General features: G+C 71.6%; 22 protein-coding genes and 1 tRNA gene. 17 read left to right on the plus strand and 6 right to left on the minus strand.

Annotated elements, in window-relative coordinates; translation table 11 throughout:
* The first annotated feature begins 86 nt into the window (after positions 1 to 86).
* The 3 genes from ABZ318_RS17305 (at position 87) to ABZ318_RS17315 (ending at position 3,440) form a co-directional block, all read left to right on the plus strand.
* Positions 87 to 656: an alpha/beta hydrolase gene (locus ABZ318_RS17305; RefSeq protein WP_356903304.1), complete on the plus strand. Its 570-nt coding sequence runs from the start codon at positions 87 to 89 to the stop codon at positions 654 to 656.
* A 66-nt stretch (positions 657 to 722) separates the two neighbouring features.
* The gene (pip, locus tag ABZ318_RS17310; protein ID WP_356903305.1) at positions 723 to 1,658 is read left to right on the plus strand and encodes a prolyl aminopeptidase; all 936 of its coding nucleotides are present in this window, start codon (positions 723 to 725) and stop codon (positions 1,656 to 1,658) included.
* A 228-nt stretch (positions 1,659 to 1,886) separates the two neighbouring features.
* The gene (locus ABZ318_RS17315) at positions 1,887 to 3,440 is read left to right on the plus strand and encodes a M28 family metallopeptidase (protein ID WP_356903306.1); all 1,554 of its coding nucleotides are present in this window, start codon (positions 1,887 to 1,889) and stop codon (positions 3,438 to 3,440) included.
* On the opposite strand, the gene ABZ318_RS17320 is transcribed toward ABZ318_RS17315, so the two are convergent.
* The gene (locus ABZ318_RS17320; RefSeq protein ID WP_356903307.1) at positions 3,441 to 5,006 is read right to left on the minus strand and encodes a helicase HerA-like domain-containing protein; all 1,566 of its coding nucleotides are present in this window, start codon (positions 5,004 to 5,006) and stop codon (positions 3,441 to 3,443) included.
* 97 nt (positions 5,007 to 5,103) lie between these two features.
* Here ABZ318_RS17320 and ABZ318_RS17325 point away from each other — a divergent pair, with 97 nt between their 5' ends.
* Together ABZ318_RS17325 and ABZ318_RS17330 are read left to right on the plus strand one after the other, a co-directional pair.
* Positions 5,104 to 5,400 (plus strand): type II toxin-antitoxin system VapB family antitoxin, encoded by a 297-nt coding sequence (locus ABZ318_RS17325; protein ID WP_030209440.1) that lies wholly within the window; start codon positions 5,104 to 5,106, stop codon positions 5,398 to 5,400.
* Between the two features lie 112 nt (positions 5,401 to 5,512).
* A complete protein-coding gene (locus ABZ318_RS17330; RefSeq protein ID WP_356903308.1) occupies positions 5,513 to 6,142 on the plus strand; it encodes a LytR C-terminal domain-containing protein in 630 nt (209 codons plus the stop codon).
* A 27-nt stretch (positions 6,143 to 6,169) separates the two neighbouring features.
* On the opposite strand, the gene upp is transcribed toward ABZ318_RS17330, so the two are convergent.
* Positions 6,170 to 6,805 carry a uracil phosphoribosyltransferase gene (gene upp / locus ABZ318_RS17335; RefSeq protein WP_017240523.1) on the minus strand — a complete coding sequence of 212 codons (636 nt, stop codon included), beginning with the start codon at positions 6,803 to 6,805 and terminating at the stop codon, positions 6,170 to 6,172.
* A gap of 93 nt (positions 6,806 to 6,898) precedes the next feature.
* Here upp and ABZ318_RS17340 point away from each other — a divergent pair, with 93 nt between their 5' ends.
* The 9 genes from ABZ318_RS17340 to ABZ318_RS17380 all read left to right on the plus strand — a co-directional run bounded on the left by ABZ318_RS17340 (position 6,899) and on the right by ABZ318_RS17380 (position 12,477).
* Positions 6,899 to 7,108 (plus strand): hypothetical protein, encoded by a 210-nt coding sequence (locus tag ABZ318_RS17340; protein WP_356903309.1) that lies wholly within the window; start codon positions 6,899 to 6,901, stop codon positions 7,106 to 7,108.
* A gap of 204 nt (positions 7,109 to 7,312) precedes the next feature.
* Positions 7,313 to 7,849 (plus strand): hypothetical protein, encoded by a 537-nt coding sequence (locus ABZ318_RS17345; RefSeq protein ID WP_356903310.1) that lies wholly within the window; start codon positions 7,313 to 7,315, stop codon positions 7,847 to 7,849.
* Positions 7,850 to 7,950: 101 nt separating this feature from the next.
* The gene (gene tadA / locus ABZ318_RS17350; protein ID WP_356903336.1) at positions 7,951 to 8,379 is read left to right on the plus strand and encodes a tRNA adenosine(34) deaminase TadA; all 429 of its coding nucleotides are present in this window, start codon (positions 7,951 to 7,953) and stop codon (positions 8,377 to 8,379) included.
* Between the two features lie 67 nt (positions 8,380 to 8,446).
* A tRNA-Ser gene (locus ABZ318_RS17355) sits at positions 8,447 to 8,531 on the plus strand.
* Positions 8,532 to 8,943: 412 nt separating this feature from the next.
* A complete protein-coding gene (locus tag ABZ318_RS17360) occupies positions 8,944 to 9,108 on the plus strand; it encodes a hypothetical protein (RefSeq protein ID WP_177181689.1) in 165 nt (54 codons plus the stop codon).
* Between the two features lie 9 nt (positions 9,109 to 9,117).
* Positions 9,118 to 9,411, plus strand: coding sequence for a Dabb family protein (locus tag ABZ318_RS17365; protein ID WP_356903311.1), 294 nt, complete (start codon positions 9,118 to 9,120; stop codon positions 9,409 to 9,411).
* Positions 9,412 to 9,624: 213 nt separating this feature from the next.
* Complete coding sequence (locus ABZ318_RS17370; protein WP_356903312.1) at positions 9,625 to 10,476, plus strand: RNA polymerase sigma factor SigF; 852 nt, start codon at positions 9,625 to 9,627, stop codon at positions 10,474 to 10,476.
* 235 nt (positions 10,477 to 10,711) lie between these two features.
* The gene (locus ABZ318_RS17375) at positions 10,712 to 11,644 is read left to right on the plus strand and encodes an RNA polymerase sigma factor SigF (protein ID WP_356903313.1); all 933 of its coding nucleotides are present in this window, start codon (positions 10,712 to 10,714) and stop codon (positions 11,642 to 11,644) included.
* A gap of 50 nt (positions 11,645 to 11,694) precedes the next feature.
* The gene (locus ABZ318_RS17380) at positions 11,695 to 12,477 is read left to right on the plus strand and encodes a hypothetical protein (RefSeq protein WP_356903314.1); all 783 of its coding nucleotides are present in this window, start codon (positions 11,695 to 11,697) and stop codon (positions 12,475 to 12,477) included.
* Here ABZ318_RS17380 and ABZ318_RS17385 read toward each other — a convergent pair.
* Genes ABZ318_RS17385 through ABZ318_RS17395 form a run of 3 tightly spaced genes read right to left on the minus strand, consistent with a single transcriptional unit; the run spans position 12,458 to position 14,863 of the window.
* Positions 12,458 to 13,291 carry an alpha/beta fold hydrolase gene (locus ABZ318_RS17385; RefSeq protein ID WP_356903315.1) on the minus strand — a complete coding sequence of 278 codons (834 nt, stop codon included), beginning with the start codon at positions 13,289 to 13,291 and terminating at the stop codon, positions 12,458 to 12,460. The two genes, ABZ318_RS17380 and ABZ318_RS17385, sit on opposite strands and share 20 nt — an antisense overlap.
* Complete coding sequence (locus ABZ318_RS17390; protein WP_356903316.1) at positions 13,288 to 13,860, minus strand: WHG domain-containing protein; 573 nt, start codon at positions 13,858 to 13,860, stop codon at positions 13,288 to 13,290. The genes ABZ318_RS17385 and ABZ318_RS17390 overlap by 4 nt, the downstream gene beginning before the upstream one ends.
* Before the next feature lie 46 nt (positions 13,861 to 13,906).
* Positions 13,907 to 14,863 (minus strand): oxidoreductase, encoded by a 957-nt coding sequence (locus ABZ318_RS17395; RefSeq protein ID WP_356903317.1) that lies wholly within the window; start codon positions 14,861 to 14,863, stop codon positions 13,907 to 13,909.
* A 48-nt stretch (positions 14,864 to 14,911) separates the two neighbouring features.
* Here ABZ318_RS17395 and ABZ318_RS17400 point away from each other — a divergent pair, with 48 nt between their 5' ends.
* Complete coding sequence (locus tag ABZ318_RS17400; RefSeq protein ID WP_356903318.1) at positions 14,912 to 15,562, plus strand: TetR family transcriptional regulator; 651 nt, start codon at positions 14,912 to 14,914, stop codon at positions 15,560 to 15,562.
* Between the two features lie 81 nt (positions 15,563 to 15,643).
* On the opposite strand, the gene ABZ318_RS17405 is transcribed toward ABZ318_RS17400, so the two are convergent.
* Positions 15,644 to 15,877, minus strand: coding sequence for a hypothetical protein (locus ABZ318_RS17405; RefSeq protein ID WP_030685489.1), 234 nt, complete (start codon positions 15,875 to 15,877; stop codon positions 15,644 to 15,646).
* Positions 15,878 to 16,035: 158 nt separating this feature from the next.
* On the opposite strand from ABZ318_RS17405, the gene ABZ318_RS17410 reads away from it, so the two are divergent.
* Both ABZ318_RS17410 and ABZ318_RS17415 read left to right on the plus strand, forming a co-directional pair.
* A complete protein-coding gene (locus ABZ318_RS17410; protein ID WP_356903319.1) occupies positions 16,036 to 16,479 on the plus strand; it encodes a MarR family transcriptional regulator in 444 nt (147 codons plus the stop codon).
* A gap of 14 nt (positions 16,480 to 16,493) precedes the next feature.
* Positions 16,494 to 18,116: an MDR family MFS transporter gene (locus ABZ318_RS17415; protein ID WP_356903320.1), complete on the plus strand. Its 1,623-nt coding sequence runs from the start codon at positions 16,494 to 16,496 to the stop codon at positions 18,114 to 18,116.
* Positions 18,117 to 18,182: the final 66 nt, after the last annotated feature.

An 18,182-nucleotide genomic window follows, 5' to 3' on the forward strand; every position in this document is an offset into this window, starting at 1 on the left:
CCTGCCGCCCCGGTCGGCCCCGGAGAACGCCGACCGCTCCGTGGACGGTGGTGGACCGGCGGCCTCCGCCGTCGCAGGATCACGCCATGACCACGTACCTGATCCTGCACGGCTTCCAGAACCACCGCCCGCCCGCCCACTGGCAGCACTGGCTCGCCGGGCAACTGCGCGAGCGCGGCCACGAGGTCCGCTACCCCCAGCTGCCCGCGCCGGACGCGCCCGTCCTCGACGAGTGGCTCGACGCCCTGGAGGAGCACGGGCAGCGCCCGGCCGAGGGGGAGTTCGTGGTCCTCGCGCACAGCCTGTCGGTGCTGCTGTGGCTGCGCGCCGGAGACCGGCGGCCGGACGCCGACCGGGTCCTCCTGGTCGCCCCGCCCTCCCCGCGGGTCACCGCCTCGATCCCAGAGATCGCCGCCTTCGCCGACGGCCTCGACCTGACGGAGGCGGGGCTCAAGGCGCGCCTCGTGTACGGGGACGGGGATCCGTACTGCCCCGAGGGCGCCGATCTGCACTACGGCATCCCGCTCGGCCTCGACCTGGACCACGTACCGGCCGGGGAGCACCTCAACCCCGATTCGGGGTACGGGGAGTGGCCCTCGCTCCTGGACTGGTGCGAGGACCCGGCCGTACGGGTGCGGGGGAACGAGAACCCGTAAGGGCGGACCGACCGCGACCGGAAAACACCCCGCCCCCTGGCGCCCCCGCCCGGTAGCGTCGGCCGGATGCATCCCGAGACCGCACCTCACGACCAAGGCCTGCTCGACGTGGGCGACGGCAACCTCGTCCACTGGGAGGTGTCCGGAAACCCGGACGGCAAGCCGGCGCTCGTCGTGCACGGCGGCCCGGGCTCCGGCTCCTCCCCGCGCAGCCGGCGGTACTTCGACCCGGAGGCGTACCGAGTCGTCCTCTTCGACCAGCGCGGCTGCGGGCGCTCCACCCCGCACGCGAGCGACCCGGCCGCCGACATGAGCGTGAACACCACCGCGCACCTGGTGGCCGACATGGAGCGGCTGCGCGAGCACCTCGGGATCGACAAGTGGCTGCTGTACGGCGGCTCCTGGGGCTCCACGCTGATCCTGGCGTACGCGGAGGCCCACCCCGAGCGCGTGTCGGAGATCGTGCTCGCGTCCGTCACGACCACCCGCCGCTCCGAGACCGCCTGGCTGTACGAGGGCGTCGCCCGCTTCTTCCCCGAGGCCCACGAGCGCTTCCGGGCGGGGGCGGGGGACGCCTCCGACGTCGTGGGGGCGTACGCGGCCCTCATGGACCACCCCGACCGGGCCGTACGGGAGAAGGCCGCGGCCGACTGGTGCGCCTGGGAGGACGCGGTCCTCTCGATGGAGGGCATGGGAACCCCGTACACCGACCGGGTCGACGACGCCCGGCTCGGCTTCGTCCGGATCTGCTCGCACTACTTCGCGCACGGCGCCTTCCTGGAGGAGGGCGCGCTGATCCGCGACGCGCACCGGCTCGCCGGCATCCCCGGGGTCCTGGTCCACGGCCGGCTCGACATGGGCGGGCCGCTCACCACCGCCTGGGAGCTGACCCGGGCCTGGCCGGACGCCGAGCTGCACGTCGTCGAGGGCGCCGGGCACCTGGGCGGCGAGGAGACCCGGGAGCGGATCCTGGCGGCCCTCGACCGGTTCGCGAAGGGGTGAACCCACCGGGCGATCATCACGTACGCGCGTGATGATCGGTGTGTGAACCCCGAAACACGCCCCGAGACCTGCCTCGAAAGCCGCGAAAGGGTGCCCACGGACTGGGAATTGATAATTCCACATTTCCTTCCTGCTGCGACCTGACAGGAATTGTGACGGATCTGTTCACAGAACGCCCTCGAAATCGCTAGCTTCCCCTCAACCTCGTCCGTACCGGGAAGGACTTCTGTGAACGCATCCCAGCGCCGAGCCGCGGCCATCCTCGCCGCCGCCGCCCTCGCCACCCCGCTGGTCCTCGCCTCCCCCGCCACCGCGGGTCAGGACCCCGCGGCCGCGCCCGCCCGCGACGCCGCCAGGCTGGCGAAGAAGCTGGTCCGCGAAACCTCCGCCCAGGACGCCTACCGGCACCTGCAGAAGTTCCAGGCGATAGCCGACTCGGCCGGCGGAAACCGCGCGGCCGGGACCCTCGGCCACGACGCCTCGGCCGCTTACGTGTACACCCAGCTCAAGAAGGCCGGATACGACGTCCGGTACCAGCAGTTCGACTTCGTCTACACCGAGACGCTCGCCGAGAAGGCCTCCGTCCTCTCGCCCGATCCCCGGACGCTCGGCATCAAGGCGATGACGTACACGAAGTCCACCCCGGTCGGCGGCATCACCGCCGAGCTGGCGGCCGTGCCGGTCGACGCCGACGGCTCCACGGGCTGCGAGCCGGGCGACTTCGCCTCCGGCACCTTCACCGGGAAGATCGCGCTGATCAAGCGCGGCGTCTGCTCCTTCGCGATCAAGCAGCAGAACGCCGCCGCGGCCGGCGCCGCCGGCGCGATCGTCTACAACAACGTCGACGGCGCCCTCTCCGGCACCCTCGGCGACCCGGCCTCCGGCAAGATCCCCACCGGCGGGATCAGCCTGGCCGAGGGCACGCGGCTCGCCGCCGACCTCGCCAAGGGCCCGGTCTCGCTCTCCTTCGAGATCCGCCAGCTCCAGGAGAAGCGCACCACCAACAACGTCATCGCGGAGACCCGCGGCGGCAACGCCGCCAACACCGTGATGCTCGGCTCCCACCTCGACTCCGTCACCGCCGGCCCCGGCATCAACGACAACGGCTCCGGCTCCGCCGGTCTCCTGCAGACCGCCCTGGAGCTCGCCAAGTCGAAGGACAAGGTCCGCAACAAGATCCGCTTCGCCTGGTGGTCGGCCGAGGAGCTCGGCCTCCTCGGCTCCGAGCACTACGTCGACAGCCTGACGGCGCTCGACAAGAAGGAGATCAAGCTCTACCTCAACTTCGACATGATCGCCTCGCCCAACTACGGCCTGTTCGTGTACGACGGCGACAACTCGGACGGCGTCGGCGCGGGCGCAGGACCCGAGGGCTCCGCCCAACTGGAGCGCGACATCACCGACTTCATGGACAAGCGCGGGGTCCCGCACGAGGGCACCGACTTCACCGGCCGCTCCGACTACGGGCCGTTCATCAGCGTCGGCATCCCCTCCGGCGGCACCTTCACCGGCGCCGAGGGCGTCAAGACCCCTGCCCAGGCGGCCAGGTTCGGCGGCACGGCGGGCGTCGCGTACGACGTGAACTACCACGCCAAGGGCGATGACATCCACAACATCGACATGAAGGCCTTCGACGTCAACATCGACGTCATCGCCAACGCCGTGGGCACCTACGCCCACGACATCTCCTCCCTGCGCAAGCCGGTCGTCTCCACCCCCACCACGGGCGACGCGGGCAGCGGCGGCGGCCTGCACGGCGACCACGACGAGGTGACGCAGTAGCTACCGCCTCCGGCGGGCCGTCCCGAAGAGCGAGCGGCTGATCTCCCGGCCCAGCTGGGTGCCGACCGACCGGGCGAGGGACCTGAAGATCCCGCTGCCCACCACCTGCTCGACGAGCGAGGGCTCCTCCTCCCGGTCCCCGGGAGCGGGGGCCCTCGCCGCTTCCTCCTCCCGGGCGGCCCGGAGCGCCGCCTCCTCCGCCGCCCGCTGCTCGGCGGTCAGCCTCTCGTACGCCGACTCCCGGTCCACCGCCTCCGCGTACCGCCCGTACAGCGGCGAACCCTTCACCGCCGCGTCCAGAACCGCCGCGTCGACCGGGCCCATCAGCGACTCGGGGGCCCGCAGCCGGGTCGCCGCCACCGGCGTCGGCGCGCCCTCCTCGCTCAGTACGGTGATCACCGCCTCGCCCGTACCCAGCCCGGTGAGCACCTCCTCCAGGTCGTACGGCGACTTCGGGAAGGTCCGCACCGTCGCCTTCAGGGCCTTCGCGTCGTCCGGGGTGAAGGCGCGCAGCGCGTGCTGCACCCGGTTGCCGAGCTGTGCCAGCACGTCCGAGGGGACGTCCTTCGGGGTCTGCGTCACGAAGAAGACCCCGACGCCCTTCGAGCGGATCAGCCGCACCGTCTGTGTGATCGACTCCAGGAACGCCTTCGAGGCGTCGCTGAAGAGCAGGTGCGCCTCGTCGAAGAAGAAGACCAGCTTCGGCTTCTCCAGGTCGCCGACCTCCGGGAGGTCGGCGAAGAGGTCCGCCAGCATCCACATCAGGAAGGTCGAGAACAGCTGCGGCTTGTCCCGCACGGCCGGCAGCTCCAGGACCGAGACGATCCCGCGGCCGTCCGCCGCCGTCCGCAGCAGCTCGGTCGTGTCGAACTCCGGCTCCCCGAAGAAGTCCCCCGCCCCCTGCTGCTCGAAGGCCGTGATCGACCGCAGGATCACCCCGGCCGTCGCCGTCGACAGGCCGCCGATGCCCTTGAGCTCGGCCTTCCCCGTGTCCGAGACCAGGAAGGCCACCACCGCCCGCAGGTCCTTGAGGTCGACCAGCTCCAGGCCCTTGGCGTCGGCGTAGTGGAAGATCAGGCCGAGCGACTGCTCCTGCGTCCGGTTGAGCCCGAGCACCTTGGACAGGAGCACCGGGCCGAAGCCGGTCACCGTCGCGCGGACCGGGATGCCGGGGCCGGTGCCGCCGAGCCCGTAGAACTCGCAGGGGAAGCCGCGCCCCCGCCACTCCTGGCCCACCTGCGCGGCGCGCTCCCGGACCCTCTCGCCGTCCCGGCCGGGGGCGGAGATCCCGGAGACGTCGCCCTTGACGTCGGCGAGGAAGACCGGCACGCCGTTCGCCGAGAGCTGCTCGGCGATCAGCTGGAGCGTCTTCGTCTTGCCGGTGCCGGTCGCCCCGGCGACCAGACCGTGCCGGTTGAGCACGGGCAGCGGGACGCGGATACGCGCGTCCGGGTGACAGACGCCGTCCCAGAGCAGAGCCCCCAGTTCGAGTGCGGGTCCGTCGAAGGCGTATCCGGCGGCGATGCCGGTCACCTCGGCGCCCGGCGGCTGCTCGCTCACGCTCATGACGGCACCCCGATTCCGGTTCTGTCACGGTTTGCACCAGCATCCCACTGCCCTCGCGTGGCTGCGCCGGGAGCCGCTCGCCCGGTAGGCTTTCCGTGTGATCTTCAAGCGCATCGGAAACGGAAAGCCGTATCCCGACCACGGCCGGGAAAGCACCCGGCAGTGGGCGGACGTCGCCCCGCGCCCGGTCCGCCTCGACCAGTTGGTGACCACCAAGGGCCAGCTGGACCTGGAGACCCTGCTCGCCGAGGACTCCACCTTCTACGGCGACCTCTTCGCGCACGTCGTGAAGTGGCAGGGCGACCTCTACCTCGAGGACGGACTGCACCGCGCCGTCCGCGCGGCGCTCCAGCAGCGCCAGGTGCTGCACGCCCGCGTCCTGGAACTCGACTGAGCCCTTCCGCGGACCCGCCCCGCTGAGCCTTTCGGGGGCAGTTCCCCCCATCCGGACGCGATCACATGATCGTCAAGTAGGCATCGCCGACGGGCGGCATTACGCTGCGTTCATGAGCATGCTCACTCCCCCCGGCATGGGCGGAAAGTACCGCATCACGGGGGATGTCTACCCCCGCATGCGCCGCCCCCACCGCCGGCGCAGGATCGTCCTCGCGTCCGTCGCCGCCGTGGTCGTGCTCGGCGCGGCCGGCTGGGGGACGCTCCAGCTCGTCGACGTCTTCTCCGGCGACGGGGGCGCGAAGACGACGGCCGGGAAGCAGGCCGACTGCAAGCCCGCGCCCAAGGCCACCACCGCGCCCGCCGCCGCCTTCCCGAAGCCCGCGCAGATCACGGTCAACGTCTACAACGCGACCCCGCGCAGCGGGCTCGCCAAGACGACCGCGGACGAGCTCAAGAAGCGCGGCTTCAAGATCGGCAAGGTGGGGAACGCGCCCGCCGCCTACGACAAGAAGGTCCCGGGCGCCGGCCTGCTGCTCGGCGCGCCCGCCGCCACCAAGGGCGCCCTCCCGGTCCTCGGCACCCAGCTCAAGGGCGCCACGACCAGGACGGACACCCGGGGCACGGCGGACGTGGACCTGATCATCGGGACCACGTTCAAGACGCTGTCCCCGAAAGCGACGGCGGACGCGGCCCTGGTCACCCTGACCAAGCCCGCGCCCGCGGTGAAACCCTGCCGTTAGGACCTGCTCGGCGGAGCCGGCAGCGACTTATTCGGCGGAGCCGTACATGCGGTCGCCCGCGTCGCCCAGGCCCGGGACGATGTAGCCGTTCTCGTTGAGCCGCTCGTCGACCGAGGCCGTCACGACGGTCACCGGCGTGCCCGCGAGCTCGCGCTCCATGACCTCGACGCCCTCCGGGGCGGCGAGGAGCACGACCGCGGTCACGTCGTCGGCGCCGCGCTTGATGAGCTCCTGGATCGCCGCGACCAGCGTGCCGCCGGTCGCCAGCATCGGGTCCAGGACGTACACCTGGCGGCCCGAGAGGTCCTCCGGCATCCGCGTCGCGTAGGTCGACGCCTCCAGCGTCTCCTCGTTGCGGATCATGCCGAGGAAACCGACCTCGGCCGTCGGGAGCAGCCGGACCATGCCGTCGAGCATCCCGAGCCCGGCGCGCAGGATCGGGACCACCAGCGGGCGCGGGTGCGACAGCTTCACCCCGGTCGTGGGCGTCACGGGGGTCTCGATGTCGACCTGCTCGGTCCGCACGTCCCTGGTGGCCTCGTAGGCGAGCAGGGTGACCAGCTCGTCGGCGAGACGGCGGAAGGTCGCGGAGTCCGTGCGCTTGTCGCGCAGGGTGGTGAGCTTGTGGGCGACCAAGGGGTGGTCGACGACGTGGAGACGCATGACCCAACAGTAGCCCGCCGAGCACTGGCATCGACCCACGCCGCTGGGGGAAGGTGGGGGACACAGGGACCCAGCGATGGGGTGGTGTGGCCGATGCCCGACCCGGAAGAACCGGCCGAGAAAGCCGCCGAGGGGGCGGCCCGCACGCCGGTGGCGGAGACCGACGCGGAGCGACGCAGGCGCCGCGCCCAGTTCCTCCGCGAGCTGAACGAGGCCAAGGCGCTGCGCGAGCGCGTGCAGCCGCGGCGCGCCCGGGCCGCCCGGATGCGCCAGGCGATGCGCATGCGGACCTTCCGCTGGTGAGGTCCGGGACCGGGACCCGCCGTGCGCCCCCTCCGTGCGCCGGGGTCGCACGCCCACCCGATCGCGGGGTCGTTCAGACTGATGCACGACGCAAGAGCCGAAGACCTCTCCTGACGGCGACGTTTCTGTCACGATGCCGATTGGGCGGGGCATCGGAAGCGCGCCGCCGGAACGTCACACCTCTGATCAGTGGGAGAGAGTCAGGTGTACTTCGCCGCACTGCTCGCGCGCACCGAAGACGGGTGGGAAGCGAGCGACACGGAGCTCGACGACGTGGAGAGCCTGTCGGATCTGGCCGAGCTCGCTCGCGAGGCCTCGGACGACGACACGGTGATCGTCTTCATCGAACAGGAGGACGCGTGGTTCGGGATCGTCCGGATCGAGGGTGAGGAGGACCCTCGCATCTACGTCTCGGACGGGGCCGCCGCCGCGCGTTCCTCGTACGGGGAGATGCTCACCCGGGAGATCCTCGGCGACGACCTGGACGACCTGGTCGACGACCTGGAGGCGCTGGACCTGGACGGCACCGAGGACGGGGAGCCGCTCGACGCCGGCACGGACGAGGACGACGAGGCGGGCTCCGTCGCCGCCGAGGCCGTCCCGGCCGCTCCGGTGGGCGACCGGCTGATCCTGGCCGACCTCGGGATGTCGGCGGAGGACCTGCTGGCCCTCGAAACGGACGCGCTCGCGGAGATCGCGGAGGCGCTCGGCGCCGCCGAGGTCCTGGAGGCCGTCCGCTAGTGGCACCCGCGGTACCTGTTCCCGAGCCGTCGGCCGGGCGTGTGGCGGAGGCCGCGACCGACGCCGTTCGCGACCCCGTCCGGGACCCCTGGCGGGACGCCATGCGTCTCGCCCTCGCCGAGGCCGACGCGGCCGCGCCGGCCGGTGACGTACCGGTCGGGGCGGTCGTGCTCGGCCCGGACGGCACGGTGATCGCCCGCGCGCACAACGAGCGGGAGGCCACCGGCGACCCCACCGCGCACGCCGAGGTGCTCGCCCTGCGCCGGGCGGCGGCGGTGACCGGCGAGTGGCGGCTGACGGGCTGCACGCTGGTCGTGACCCTGGAGCCGTGTGTGATGTGTGCCGGCGCGCTCGTCCAGTCCCGCGTCGAGCGGGTGGTGTTCGGGGCGCTCGACGAGAAGGCGGGCGCGACCGGTTCGCTCTGGGACCTCGTGCGGGACCGCCGGCTCAACCACCGTCCCGAGGTGATCCAGGGCGTCCTCGGCGAGGAGTGCGCCGAGCAGTTGACGGCCTTCTTCCGCAGCCGCTGACACCTGCTCCGACCTGGTCTTCGATACGGATTTCATCGCAGCGCGAGTTTGGGCTAAGCTCTCTCTCGGTAGCGTGTCCGAGCGGCCGAAGGAGCTCGCCTCGAAAGCGAGTGTGGCGCAAGTCACCGAGGGTTCAAATCCCTCCGCTACCGCTTCGATCGAAGGGCCCGACGCATCAGCGTCGGGCCCTTCGGCGTATCCCCGTAGAAGGCGTATCTCCGCAGGAGGAGGCGTACCTCCGCAGAAGGAGGCGTATCTCCGTAGGGGGAGGCGTAGGACGGGGGGAGCGACATCGGGGGGACAAGCCGCTCCCCCGACGAGAACCGGACCTGCAAGTCCTGCGCCGCGTTCAGGGGGAAGCTCGCGGTGCGGACCCCGCAGTGCGGGCCGGTTCCTTCGAGCCCCGCCGATTCCTGCCAGATCCGCCGGGCTCGACATCCATACTGCTCGCCCGTCACCCTTCCGTGGGGCGGCGAAAGGCCCCGATCGCCGGGCCCTTGGTCCATAAGGGCTCGGTTAGAGTGGCGCGGTCGTACGGCGGGGGAACAGGGGAGGGCTGGGCAGATGGCGCAAGCGAAGAAGGTCGCGCTGTACGCGGTCGTGGTCTTTGTGCTGTACACGATCGTCACCTCCCCGGCCAGGGCGGCCGATCTGGTGCAGGTAGGGTTCGAGGGCATTTCCAGCGCCGCCCAGGGGGTCGGTCAGTTCATGACCGAACTCGTCAACTAGGAGCCCACCGTGATCCGCCATCTGGTCCTCTTCAAGCTCAACGACGGCGTCGCGCGCGACGAGCCGCGCGTGGTCGCCGGCGTCGAGGCGTTCCGCGCGCTCGGCGGGCAGATCCCGGAGCTGAAGTTCTGGGAGTGCGACTGGAACATCACGGACCGGCCGATCGCGTACGACTTCGCCATCAACTCGGCCGTCGAGGACGAGGACGCGCTCCAGCGCTACCTGAACCACCCCGCGCACCAGGCCGGTGTCGCCCAGTGGCGCGAGTTCGCCACCTGGGTGATCGCGGACTACGCCTTTTAGTCCTCTCTTCACCCCGAGGCCCTCTGCCGTCGCGGCGGAGGGCCTTTTCCGTGCGTGACCTCCCCTTTTTCCGCCACGATGCCCTCAACACGGGATTATGCGGTGCTTGCACACAGTGGACATGTCTTGTGATGCTATGACCGCTTTTGACGGATGAGTTGACCGTAGTTGACCCGGTCGACCAGCAAGAACAGGCGAAGGGGTGGCGTGAACGTGCCGGCCAGTACAGCACCTCAGGTCCCGCCCCAGCACGAGGCGGGCGACGGCGGCCAGGAAGCCCCGCGCCCGCGCCCCCAGAGCAGTCGCGGCGCCGACACCCGCGCCCTCACCCAGGTGCTCTTCGGGCAGCTGAAGAACCTGGAGCCGGGCACCCCCGAGCACCACCGGGTGCGCGGGGCCCTCATCGAGGCCAACCTGCCGCTCGTGCGGTACGCGGCGGCCCGCTTCCGCTCCCGCAACGAGCCGATGGAGGACGTCGTCCAGGTCGGCACCATCGGCCTCATCAACGCCATCGACCGCTTCGACCCCGACCGGGGCGTCCAGTTCCCCACCTTCGCCATGCCGACCGTCGTCGGCGAGATCAAGCGGTACTTCCGCGACAACGTACGGACCGTGCACGTGCCGCGCCGACTGCACGAGCTCTGGGTCCAGGTGAACGGCGCCACCGAGGACCTGACGACCGCTCACGGCCGCTCCCCCACGACCGCGGAGATCGCCGAGCGGCTGCGGATCGGCGAGGACGAGGTGCTCGCCTGCATCGAGGCCGGCCGCTCGTACCACGCCACCTCCCTGGAGGCCGCACAGGAGGGCGACGGGCTGCCCGGACTGCTCGACCGGCTCGGCTACGAGGACCCCGCGCTCGCCGGCGTCGAGCACCGCGACCTCGTCCGGCACCTGCTCGTCCAGCTGCCCGAACGGGAGCAGCGGATCCTGATGCTGCGCTACTACAGCAATTTGACCCAGTCTCAGATCAGTCAGGAGCTCGGCGTCTCCCAGATGCACGTGTCAAGGCTCCTCGCCCGCAGCTTCGCCCGCTTGAGATCCGCAAACAGGATCGAGGCGTAACCGGAACGGGTAGACCGGTTCGGAGCAGTTATCACCCGGCCCAAATGCCGTACACCCCTTGTTTCCTGCGGAAATGCATCACCGCTGTGTCGACAAGTCACTACAGCGTGTTGCCGACATGTGACATTCTGCTGGAACCGAGTTTGCCGCAGCCCCGCCGCCGGTATTCAGGTGGAGGCTGCGTTCCTCAGATGGTCGCGGCCACCGCGACCGTCCGCGACCTCAAGGGGGTGGCATGTCCACAGAACTGGGCAGCTCGAAGGTGCTCACGCTCACGCCCGTTCCCGTGCCCGCGCAGACGACGGCGCCGACCGCGGCCGACGGCACGGAGACCGTGAACACCGCAGGGACCACCGAGACCGCGCCTCCGCCGATGGCCGTCACGTCCGGAGCCCTCGACACCCGCACCCTCTCGCGCTCCCTCTTCCTGCGGCTGCGCGCCCTCGACGCCGAGGGCGCCGCCGCCGACAGCCCGGAGCGGACCTACGTCCGCGACACCCTCATCGAGCTCAACCTCCCGCTCGTGCGCTACGCGGCGGCCCGCTTCCGCTCCCGCAACGAGCCGATGGAGGACATCGTCCAGGTCGGCACCATCGGCCTCATCAAGGCGATCGACCGCTTCGACTGCGAACGGGGCGTCGAGTTCCCGACGTTCGCCATGCCGACCGTCGTCGGCGAGATCAAGCGCTTCTTCCGCGACACCTCGTGGTCGGTGCGGGTCCCCCGCCGGCTCCAGGAGCTGCGCCTCGCCCTGACCAAAGCCAGCGACGAGCTCGCGCAGAAGCTCGACCGCTCCCCCACCGTGCCCGAACTCGCCGCGGTGCTCGGGGTGTCGGAGGAGGACGTGGTCGACGGCCTCGCCGTCGGCAACGCGTACACCGCCTCCTCCCTGGACTCCCCCTCACCCGAGGACGACGGCGGCGAGGGCTCGCTCGCGGACCGCCTCGGCTACGAGGACACGGCCCTCGAAGGCGTCGAGTACCGCGAGTCGCTCAAGCCGCTGCTCGCCAAACTGCCGCCCCGCGAGCGGCAGATCATCATGCTCCGCTTCTTCGCGAACATGACGCAGTCGCAGATCGGCGAAGAGGTCGGCATCTCCCAGATGCACGTCTCGCGCCTCCTCACCCGCACCCTCGCCCAGCTGCGCGAGGGCCTCATCTCCGACTGAGTTCCGGAAAAGCCCGGCCTGTTGACGTCCTGTCAGCCAGACTGGGGCGCATGAGGCGCAGGAAGCCGGGACTCGTGGCGGTGGCGCTCTGCCTCGGCGGGGCGCTGACCGCGTGCGGCGGAGGAGGAGACGGCGAGGGGTACGCGGCGGTCGGCGCCGGCCCCTCCCCGAAGGGCGCGGTCGCCCCTTCGGGCGTGGTCACCCTGGTCCCCCTGGAGCCCTCCGAGACCGGGACGACGTCCAGCACGTCCTCCCCGTCGCCCGTACCGCCCGCTCCGGGCCCTTCCGGCGCTTCCGGCACTCCGGGGTCTTCCGACACGAGTACGGGCCCGGGCCCCTCCGGTACGGCCCCGGCGCCCGAGCCGGGCCACCCCGGTGCGGGCCCCGAACCCGGCACCGGCGCCCCCGCCCCGGCCCCGGAGCCCGACAGCAGCGCCCCACCCCGTACGCCCTCCACGACGCCGAGGCCCGCGCCGCCCGGCACCGGCACGCCCCCGCCGTCACCCGCACCGACCCCCGCGCCCGGGCCCGCCGTGCTCACCGTCTCCGCGCCCAGCCTCGCCGACGGCGACCGGCGCTGGTGCCAGCGGGTCACCGTGACCTTCCGCAACACCGGTGGTTCCGCGGCCACTTCGGGGACGGTTGGCTTCGCGACGCACATCATCGGCCTGCTCGGCACCGACTGGGGGACGGTCCCCTCCAGCCAGCCGCTGCCCGCGCCGATCGCCGCGGGGACGGCGCGGACGCAGACGTACACGGTGTGCGTGGACTCCTGGCGGGTGCCGCTCGGCATGCGGATCGACACCCGCGAAGTCACCGCCACATGGCGCTGAGCAGCACCTTCGCGAACTCGGCGGGGTGTTCCACACAGCCCACGTGGCCGCCGGGGAACTCCGTCCGCACGGCGCCGGTCAGCTCGGCGAGCCGCCGGGCCGGTCCGACCAGCGCCTCCTGATCCGTGGACTCCTCGCCGACGCCCAGGACCAGTTTCCCGGCGGCGGCGCGCAGCCCCTCCAGATCGGGGGCGGAGGAGGAGAAGGGGACCAGGACGTGCTCCAGGAAGACCGGCATGTTGGCGGCCATGCGGGAAGCCATCGGCCGGATGGAGTCGGGCAGTTCGCCGCCCTGACGCTCCGGCTTCCGGCCGTCCGGCGTCTCGGAGAACCGGGCCATCGCCGGCCCGAGCCCCTGCGTGCGGTGCAGCTCGCGCACCTCGGCGAAGTGGTCGCGGTACGGAGCCGGGTCGGCGAGCAGCTCCACGAGGGGCGGCTCGTGGGCGACGAGCCGGCGCACCCGGTCCGGGCGGGCGGCGAGCAGGGAGAGGGCGACGATGCCGCCGGAGCTGCTGCCGAAGACGTGGGCGGGATCGTCCGGGGAGACCGCGTCCAGGACGGCGAGGGCGTCGTCGCGCCACTCGGCCACCCGCTGGTCGGCGGGGGGCCCGTCGAGCGGGCTGCGCGACAGACCGCGCTGGTCGTACGAGACCACGGTGTGCCCGGCGTCCGCGAGGAGGCCGGCCATCCCCTCGAACATCCCGGCGTCCCCGGCGCCGCCGGGGATGAGCAGCAGCACGGGGCCGCTGCCCCGGGTCTCGTACCGCAGGGTGGCCCCCGGGACCTTCACCGTGCCGGTGTCGATGGCGTTCATGAACCGTTCCCCCAGTTCTCCAGGACGTGGTGGAGCGCGTCCAGCGAGCGCGCCCAGGATGCGGCGACGGGGCGGGAGTGCGCGAAGCCGCCGCCCAGTTCGAGGTGGATGTAGCCGTGGAAGGCGCTGCGGAGCAGGCGACCGGCATCGGTGAGGTCGGGCTCCTGGAGGCCGTAGCCTCGCAGCATGCCGTAGGTGAGCTCGACGGCCCGCAGGAGGACGGTGGTGTCCTCGATCTCCTCCGGCTCGATCCGCTGCTGCGCGGCCGCGTAACGCCCGGGGTGCGCGAGGGCGTAGTCGCGGTAGGCGTCGGCGAAGGCGACGAGCGCCTCCTTGCCGGACCGGCCGGCCACGGCGGCGCCGATGGCGTCGTTCATCTCGCCCGAGGCGAGGAGCGCGAGCCGGACCCGCAGGTCGCGCAGGTTCCTGATGTGCGAGTAGAGGCTCGCGTCCTTGACCCCGAAACGCCGTGCCAGGGCCGAGACGGTGACCTTGTCGAGGCCGCTCTCGTCCGCCATCTCGGCGGCGGCCCGCACGAGGCCGTCGACGGTGATTCCCGCGCGCACCACAGGCGCCTCCCCTTACCTAGACTTCCTAGGAGAAAGACTAGTGCTCCTAGGTTCGATCCGCCAGAGGGTGTTCACGCCCCAGGTAGCGCACTCCCGTCAGGCGCTCCGACTCCTCCCACAGCCGCCGGCCCGTCTCCGGATCGCCCGCCGCCTCGGAGAGGCGGACGCGGGTCGGGGCGCCCCGCAGCTCGCCCATGCCGTCCGGGCCGATGAACTCGCCGCCCGCGACGGACGCGTCGGTCGCCGCGTACAGCTGGGGCAGCGCGCCCCGCTCCGGCCGCTGGGCGAGCAGCGGGTTGCCGACGCGCCCGAAGAACAGCTTCGCCAGACCGGAGGTGTCCTTCATCTGGAGGTTCGTCGCGGTGTAGCCCGGGTGGGCGAGCACGCTGCGGACCGGGCTGGCGGTCGCGGTCAAGCGGCGGTGCAGCTCCTTGCCGAAGACGGCGTTGGCCAGCTTGGACTGGTTGTAGAAGGCCATGGGCGTATAGCCGCGCTCTCCGCTCAGGTCGTCGAATCGGAGGCTGCCCTGCCGGTGGTTGATCGAGCTGACCGTGACCACCCGCGGGTCGGTCCCGACGGCGAGCAGGTCGAGCAGCAGGCCGGTGAGCGCGAAGTGGCCGAGGTGGTTGGCGGCGAACTGGATCTCGTGGCCCTCGGGGGTGAGCGTGCGGGGCGGCGCCATCACGCCCGCGTTGTTGACCAGCACGTCGAGGCGCGGGTGCTCCGCGCGCATGCCGTCGGCGAAGGCGCGCACCGAATCGGGGTCGGCGAGGTCGATCCGCCGTACGAGGAGGAGGTCCCGGTCGGCCCCCGCCGCCGCGAGGTCCTCGGCCGCCCGGCGGCCCTTCTCCTCGTCCCGTACGGCGAGGATCACGCGCCCGCCCCGCCGGGCGAGCGCGCGGGTGGTGGCGAGGCCGAGACCGCTGTTGGCCCCGGTGACGACGAAGGTCCGTCCGGTCTGGTCCGGGATGAGGTCGGCGGTCCAGCGCTGCTTCTCAGTCATGCGGCACACGCTGCCGTTCGTGTCACCGAGTGTCAAGCATGACCATGAATGCCAGCGAAGGCACCGCGTTACCATCGGGCCGTGACCAGCCGCCCCGAATCGACCCTCGCCCAGCGCAAACGCCAGCTCGTCGCGACCGAGCTCACCGAGGCGGCGCTCCAGCTGTTCGCCCTCAAGGGCTTCGACGCCGCGACCGTCGACGAGATCGCGACCGAGGCCGGGGTGTCCAAGCGGACCTTCTTCCGGTACTTCGCGTCCAAGGAGGACGTGGTCGTCCAGTTCCTGGCCGGCATGGGCGCCGACATGCGCGCCGCGCTCGCCGGCCGGCCCGCCGGCGAGCGCCCCTCCGAGGCGCTGCGGCAGGCCGTCTCCGTCCCGCTGGCCGCCTGCGGCGACCACGCCGAGCGGGTCCTGCCGGTGGTCCGGCTGATCCTGCGGACCCCCTCCCTCCTCGCGCGCTTCCTGGAGCACCAGGCGGAGTGGCGCGAGGACCTGGCGGAGGAACTGGGGGCCCGGCTGGGACGCGACCCCGAGACCGACCTCCGCCCCCGGCTCGCCGCGGGCATGGCCCTGACCGCCTTCGACGCCGTACTGCGCCGGTGGAGCGCCGGCGGGAGCGCGGAGGTCACCGAGGATCCGGTCGCCCTGCTCGGGGAGGCCTTCGCGGTGCTCACCCCGGCGCTGGACGCGAGCCCGTAGGCCGTAAGCCCGTAAAAGAAAGGTGGGCCGGTCCGCTGTCGCGGAGCCGGCCCACCCGGGGCGTGCGGTCGGTACGGAGGGTCAGCCCAGCGCCAGCCAGGCGACGGCCGCCAGGACGACGATCACCGCGACGACGCCGACGATCAGGCCGACCCGCGGGCCGCCCGACGCGGCCGCGGCCTGCGGCTGCTGCCGCTGCGGGGTGCCCTCGTCGACGAAGGCGCGGAACATCTGCGTGCTGCCGGCGGGGTCGTAGCCCTCGGGACCCTGAGGGGGCTGGCCCTGGCCGTACGGTGCTTGGGGGTTGTGTGCCATGGGCCAGGACCCTAGCGAAGTCGGGATGGGGGCCCAAGCCCCGGCGCCGACGATCCGCCTTTGCCGATTCTTTAGCGCCGTTTGACCGATTTAGTTTGCCTGAAGCAACCATCCATCTCTATGGTTGCCCTAAGCAACAAGATGGACGGGGGTACCCGATGGCGACACGGAACAGATACGAGGAACTCGCCCGCTCGGTGAGCGCGATCGGCGCCGTGAAGCGCGGTCTCGCCCGTGTCCTGCCCGTCGACTGCCAGGGCGGCTCGGCCGCCGTGCTCGCCCTGGTCAACCACCACGGCGCCATGCGGACGAGCAGGCTCGCCGAACTCATGGCCGTCGACATGTCGGTGTGCAGCCGCCATGTGGCCCACACCGTGGAACACGGCTGGATCGAGCGACTGCCCGACCCGGCCGACAAACGCTCCCGCATCCTGCACCTCACGGAACCGGGCCGCGCGATGCTCGGCGAGCTCGACCGCCGAGTGACCGAGGCCTTCTCCCGCCACCTCGCGGAGTGGACCGACGACGACGTCGACCAGCTCACGCACCTGCTCGCCCGCCTCCGCGACTCCTTCGGGGACTGCCGGGCCCACCACGCTTGAGAAAAAGGAAGTTCATGGCCACGACCACGCCCGACACCGGTGCGCGGAACGGCGTCACCGGCACCGGCGGTGGCGGCGAGACCGCCCCGATGACGCATCGGCAGATCATGGAGGCGCTGTCCGGGCTGCTGCTCGGCATGTTCGTCGCCATCCTGTCCTCGACGATCGTCTCCAACGCCCTCCCCCAGATCATCACCGACCTGGGCGGCGGCCAGTCCGCCTACACCTGGGTGGTGACCGCCGCCCTCCTGGCGATGACCGCGACCACCCCGCTCTGGGGCAAGCTCGCCGACCTCTTCTCCAAGAAGCTGCTCGTCCAGATAGCCCTGATCGTCTACGTCGCGGGCTCGGTCGTCGCCGGCCTCTCGCAGAGCACCGGCATGCTCATCGCCTGCCGTGTCGTCCAGGGCATCGGCGTCGGCGGCCTGACCGCCCTCTCCCAGATCATCCTGGCCGCGATGATCGCCCCGCGTGAGCGCGGCCGGTACAGCGGCTACCTCGGCGCGACCTTCGCCGTCGCCACCGTCGGCGGCCCGCTGCTCGGCGGCGTCATCACCGACACCGACTGGCTCGGCTGGCGCTGGTGCTTCTACGTCGGCGTGCCCTTCGCGATCATCGCGCTGATCGTCCTGCAGAAGACCCTGAAGCTCCCCGTCGTGAAGCGTCAGGTCAAGGTCGACTGGGCCGGCGCCCTCTTCATCAGCGCCGCCGTCTCCCTGCTCCTCATCTGGGTCACCTTCGCGGGCGACAAGTACGACTGGATGTCCTGGCAGACGGCCGTCATGGTCCTCGGCGCGGTCGCCCTCGGCGGGATCTTCGTGCTCGTCGAGTCGAAGGCGAGCGAGCCGATCATCCCGCTCCGCCTGTTCCGCAACCGGACGATCACCCTCGCCTCGCTCGCCTCGCTCTTCGTGGGCGTCGCGATGTTCGCCGGCACGGTCTTCTTCAGCCAGTACTTCCAGCTGGCGCGCAACGAGTCGCCGACGATGTCCGGCGTCCTCACCATCCCGATGATCGCGGGCCTGTTCGTCTCCTCCACCGTCTCCGGTCTCGTCATCACCAAGACCGGCCGCTGGAAGGCCTGGCTGGTCAGCGGCGGCGCCCTGGCCGCCGGCGGTCTCGGGCTGCTCGGCACGATCCGCTACGACACGGCGTACTGGCACATCGCGCTCTTCATGGCGGTCCTCGGCCTCGGCCTCGGCATGATGATGCAGAACCTGGTGCTCTGCACCCAGAACCAGGTGGCCCCCGCCGACCTCGGCGCCGCCTCCTCCGTCGTCACCTTCTTCCGCTCCCTCGGCGGCGCGATCGGCGTCTCGGCGCTCGGCGCGGTCATGGCCCACCGGGTCACGAACTACGTCAAGGAGGGCCTGGCCGAGCTCGGCCCGAAGGCCGCGGCCGCCATGGGCAAGGGCGGCTCGGGCGGTGGCATCCCCGACATGGACAAGCTGCCGGCCCCGATCCGCACGGTCATGGAGGACGCGTACGGCCACGGTGTCGCCGACGTCTTCCTCTACTCGGCGCCGTTCGCGCTGCTCGCCTTCGTGGTGACGCTGTTCATCAAGGAGGTCGCGCTGAAGAGCAACAAGGCGGAGGCCGACACGAAGGCCGACGTGAAGGCCGACGTGAAGGCCTAGGAAAAGCTCCCGGCCGCGCTTCGAGCGGAGGCGCGGCCGGGTCGGGTACGGAGCGGCGGGCAGGGG

This window comes from Streptomyces sp. NPDC006197, assembly GCF_040613865.1.
GTDB lineage: Bacteria > Actinomycetota > Actinomycetes > Streptomycetales > Streptomycetaceae > Streptomyces.

Bases quoted from the DNA above. Each gene is read 5' to 3' on its own strand.
- ABZ318_RS17305 (WP_356903304.1), top strand. From the start codon at position 87: ATGACCACGTACCTGATCCTGCACGGCTTCCAGAACCACCGCCCGCCC.
- pip (WP_356903305.1), top strand. From the start codon at position 723: ATGCATCCCGAGACCGCACCTCACGACCAAGGCCTGCTCGACGTGGGC.
- ABZ318_RS17320 (WP_356903307.1), bottom strand. From the start codon at position 5,006: ATGAGCGTGAGCGAGCAGCCGCCGGGCGCCGAGGTGACCGGCATCGCC.
- ABZ318_RS17330 (WP_356903308.1), top strand. From the start codon at position 5,513: ATGAGCATGCTCACTCCCCCCGGCATGGGCGGAAAGTACCGCATCACG.
- upp (WP_017240523.1), bottom strand. From the start codon at position 6,805: ATGCGTCTCCACGTCGTCGACCACCCCTTGGTCGCCCACAAGCTCACC.
- ABZ318_RS17340 (WP_356903309.1), top strand. From the start codon at position 6,899: ATGCCCGACCCGGAAGAACCGGCCGAGAAAGCCGCCGAGGGGGCGGCC.
- tadA (WP_356903336.1), top strand. From the start codon at position 7,951: ATGCGTCTCGCCCTCGCCGAGGCCGACGCGGCCGCGCCGGCCGGTGAC.
- ABZ318_RS17360 (WP_177181689.1), top strand. From the start codon at position 8,944: ATGGCGCAAGCGAAGAAGGTCGCGCTGTACGCGGTCGTGGTCTTTGTG.
- ABZ318_RS17375 (WP_356903313.1), top strand. From the start codon at position 10,712: ATGTCCACAGAACTGGGCAGCTCGAAGGTGCTCACGCTCACGCCCGTT.
- ABZ318_RS17380 (WP_356903314.1), top strand. From the start codon at position 11,695: ATGAGGCGCAGGAAGCCGGGACTCGTGGCGGTGGCGCTCTGCCTCGGC.
- ABZ318_RS17385 (WP_356903315.1), bottom strand. From the start codon at position 13,291: ATGAACGCCATCGACACCGGCACGGTGAAGGTCCCGGGGGCCACCCTG.
- ABZ318_RS17395 (WP_356903317.1), bottom strand. From the start codon at position 14,863: ATGACTGAGAAGCAGCGCTGGACCGCCGACCTCATCCCGGACCAGACC.
- ABZ318_RS17400 (WP_356903318.1), top strand. From the start codon at position 14,912: ATGCCAGCGAAGGCACCGCGTTACCATCGGGCCGTGACCAGCCGCCCC.
- ABZ318_RS17405 (WP_030685489.1), bottom strand. From the start codon at position 15,877: ATGGCACACAACCCCCAAGCACCGTACGGCCAGGGCCAGCCCCCTCAG.
- ABZ318_RS17410 (WP_356903319.1), top strand. From the start codon at position 16,036: ATGGCGACACGGAACAGATACGAGGAACTCGCCCGCTCGGTGAGCGCG.
- ABZ318_RS17415 (WP_356903320.1), top strand. From the start codon at position 16,494: ATGGCCACGACCACGCCCGACACCGGTGCGCGGAACGGCGTCACCGGC.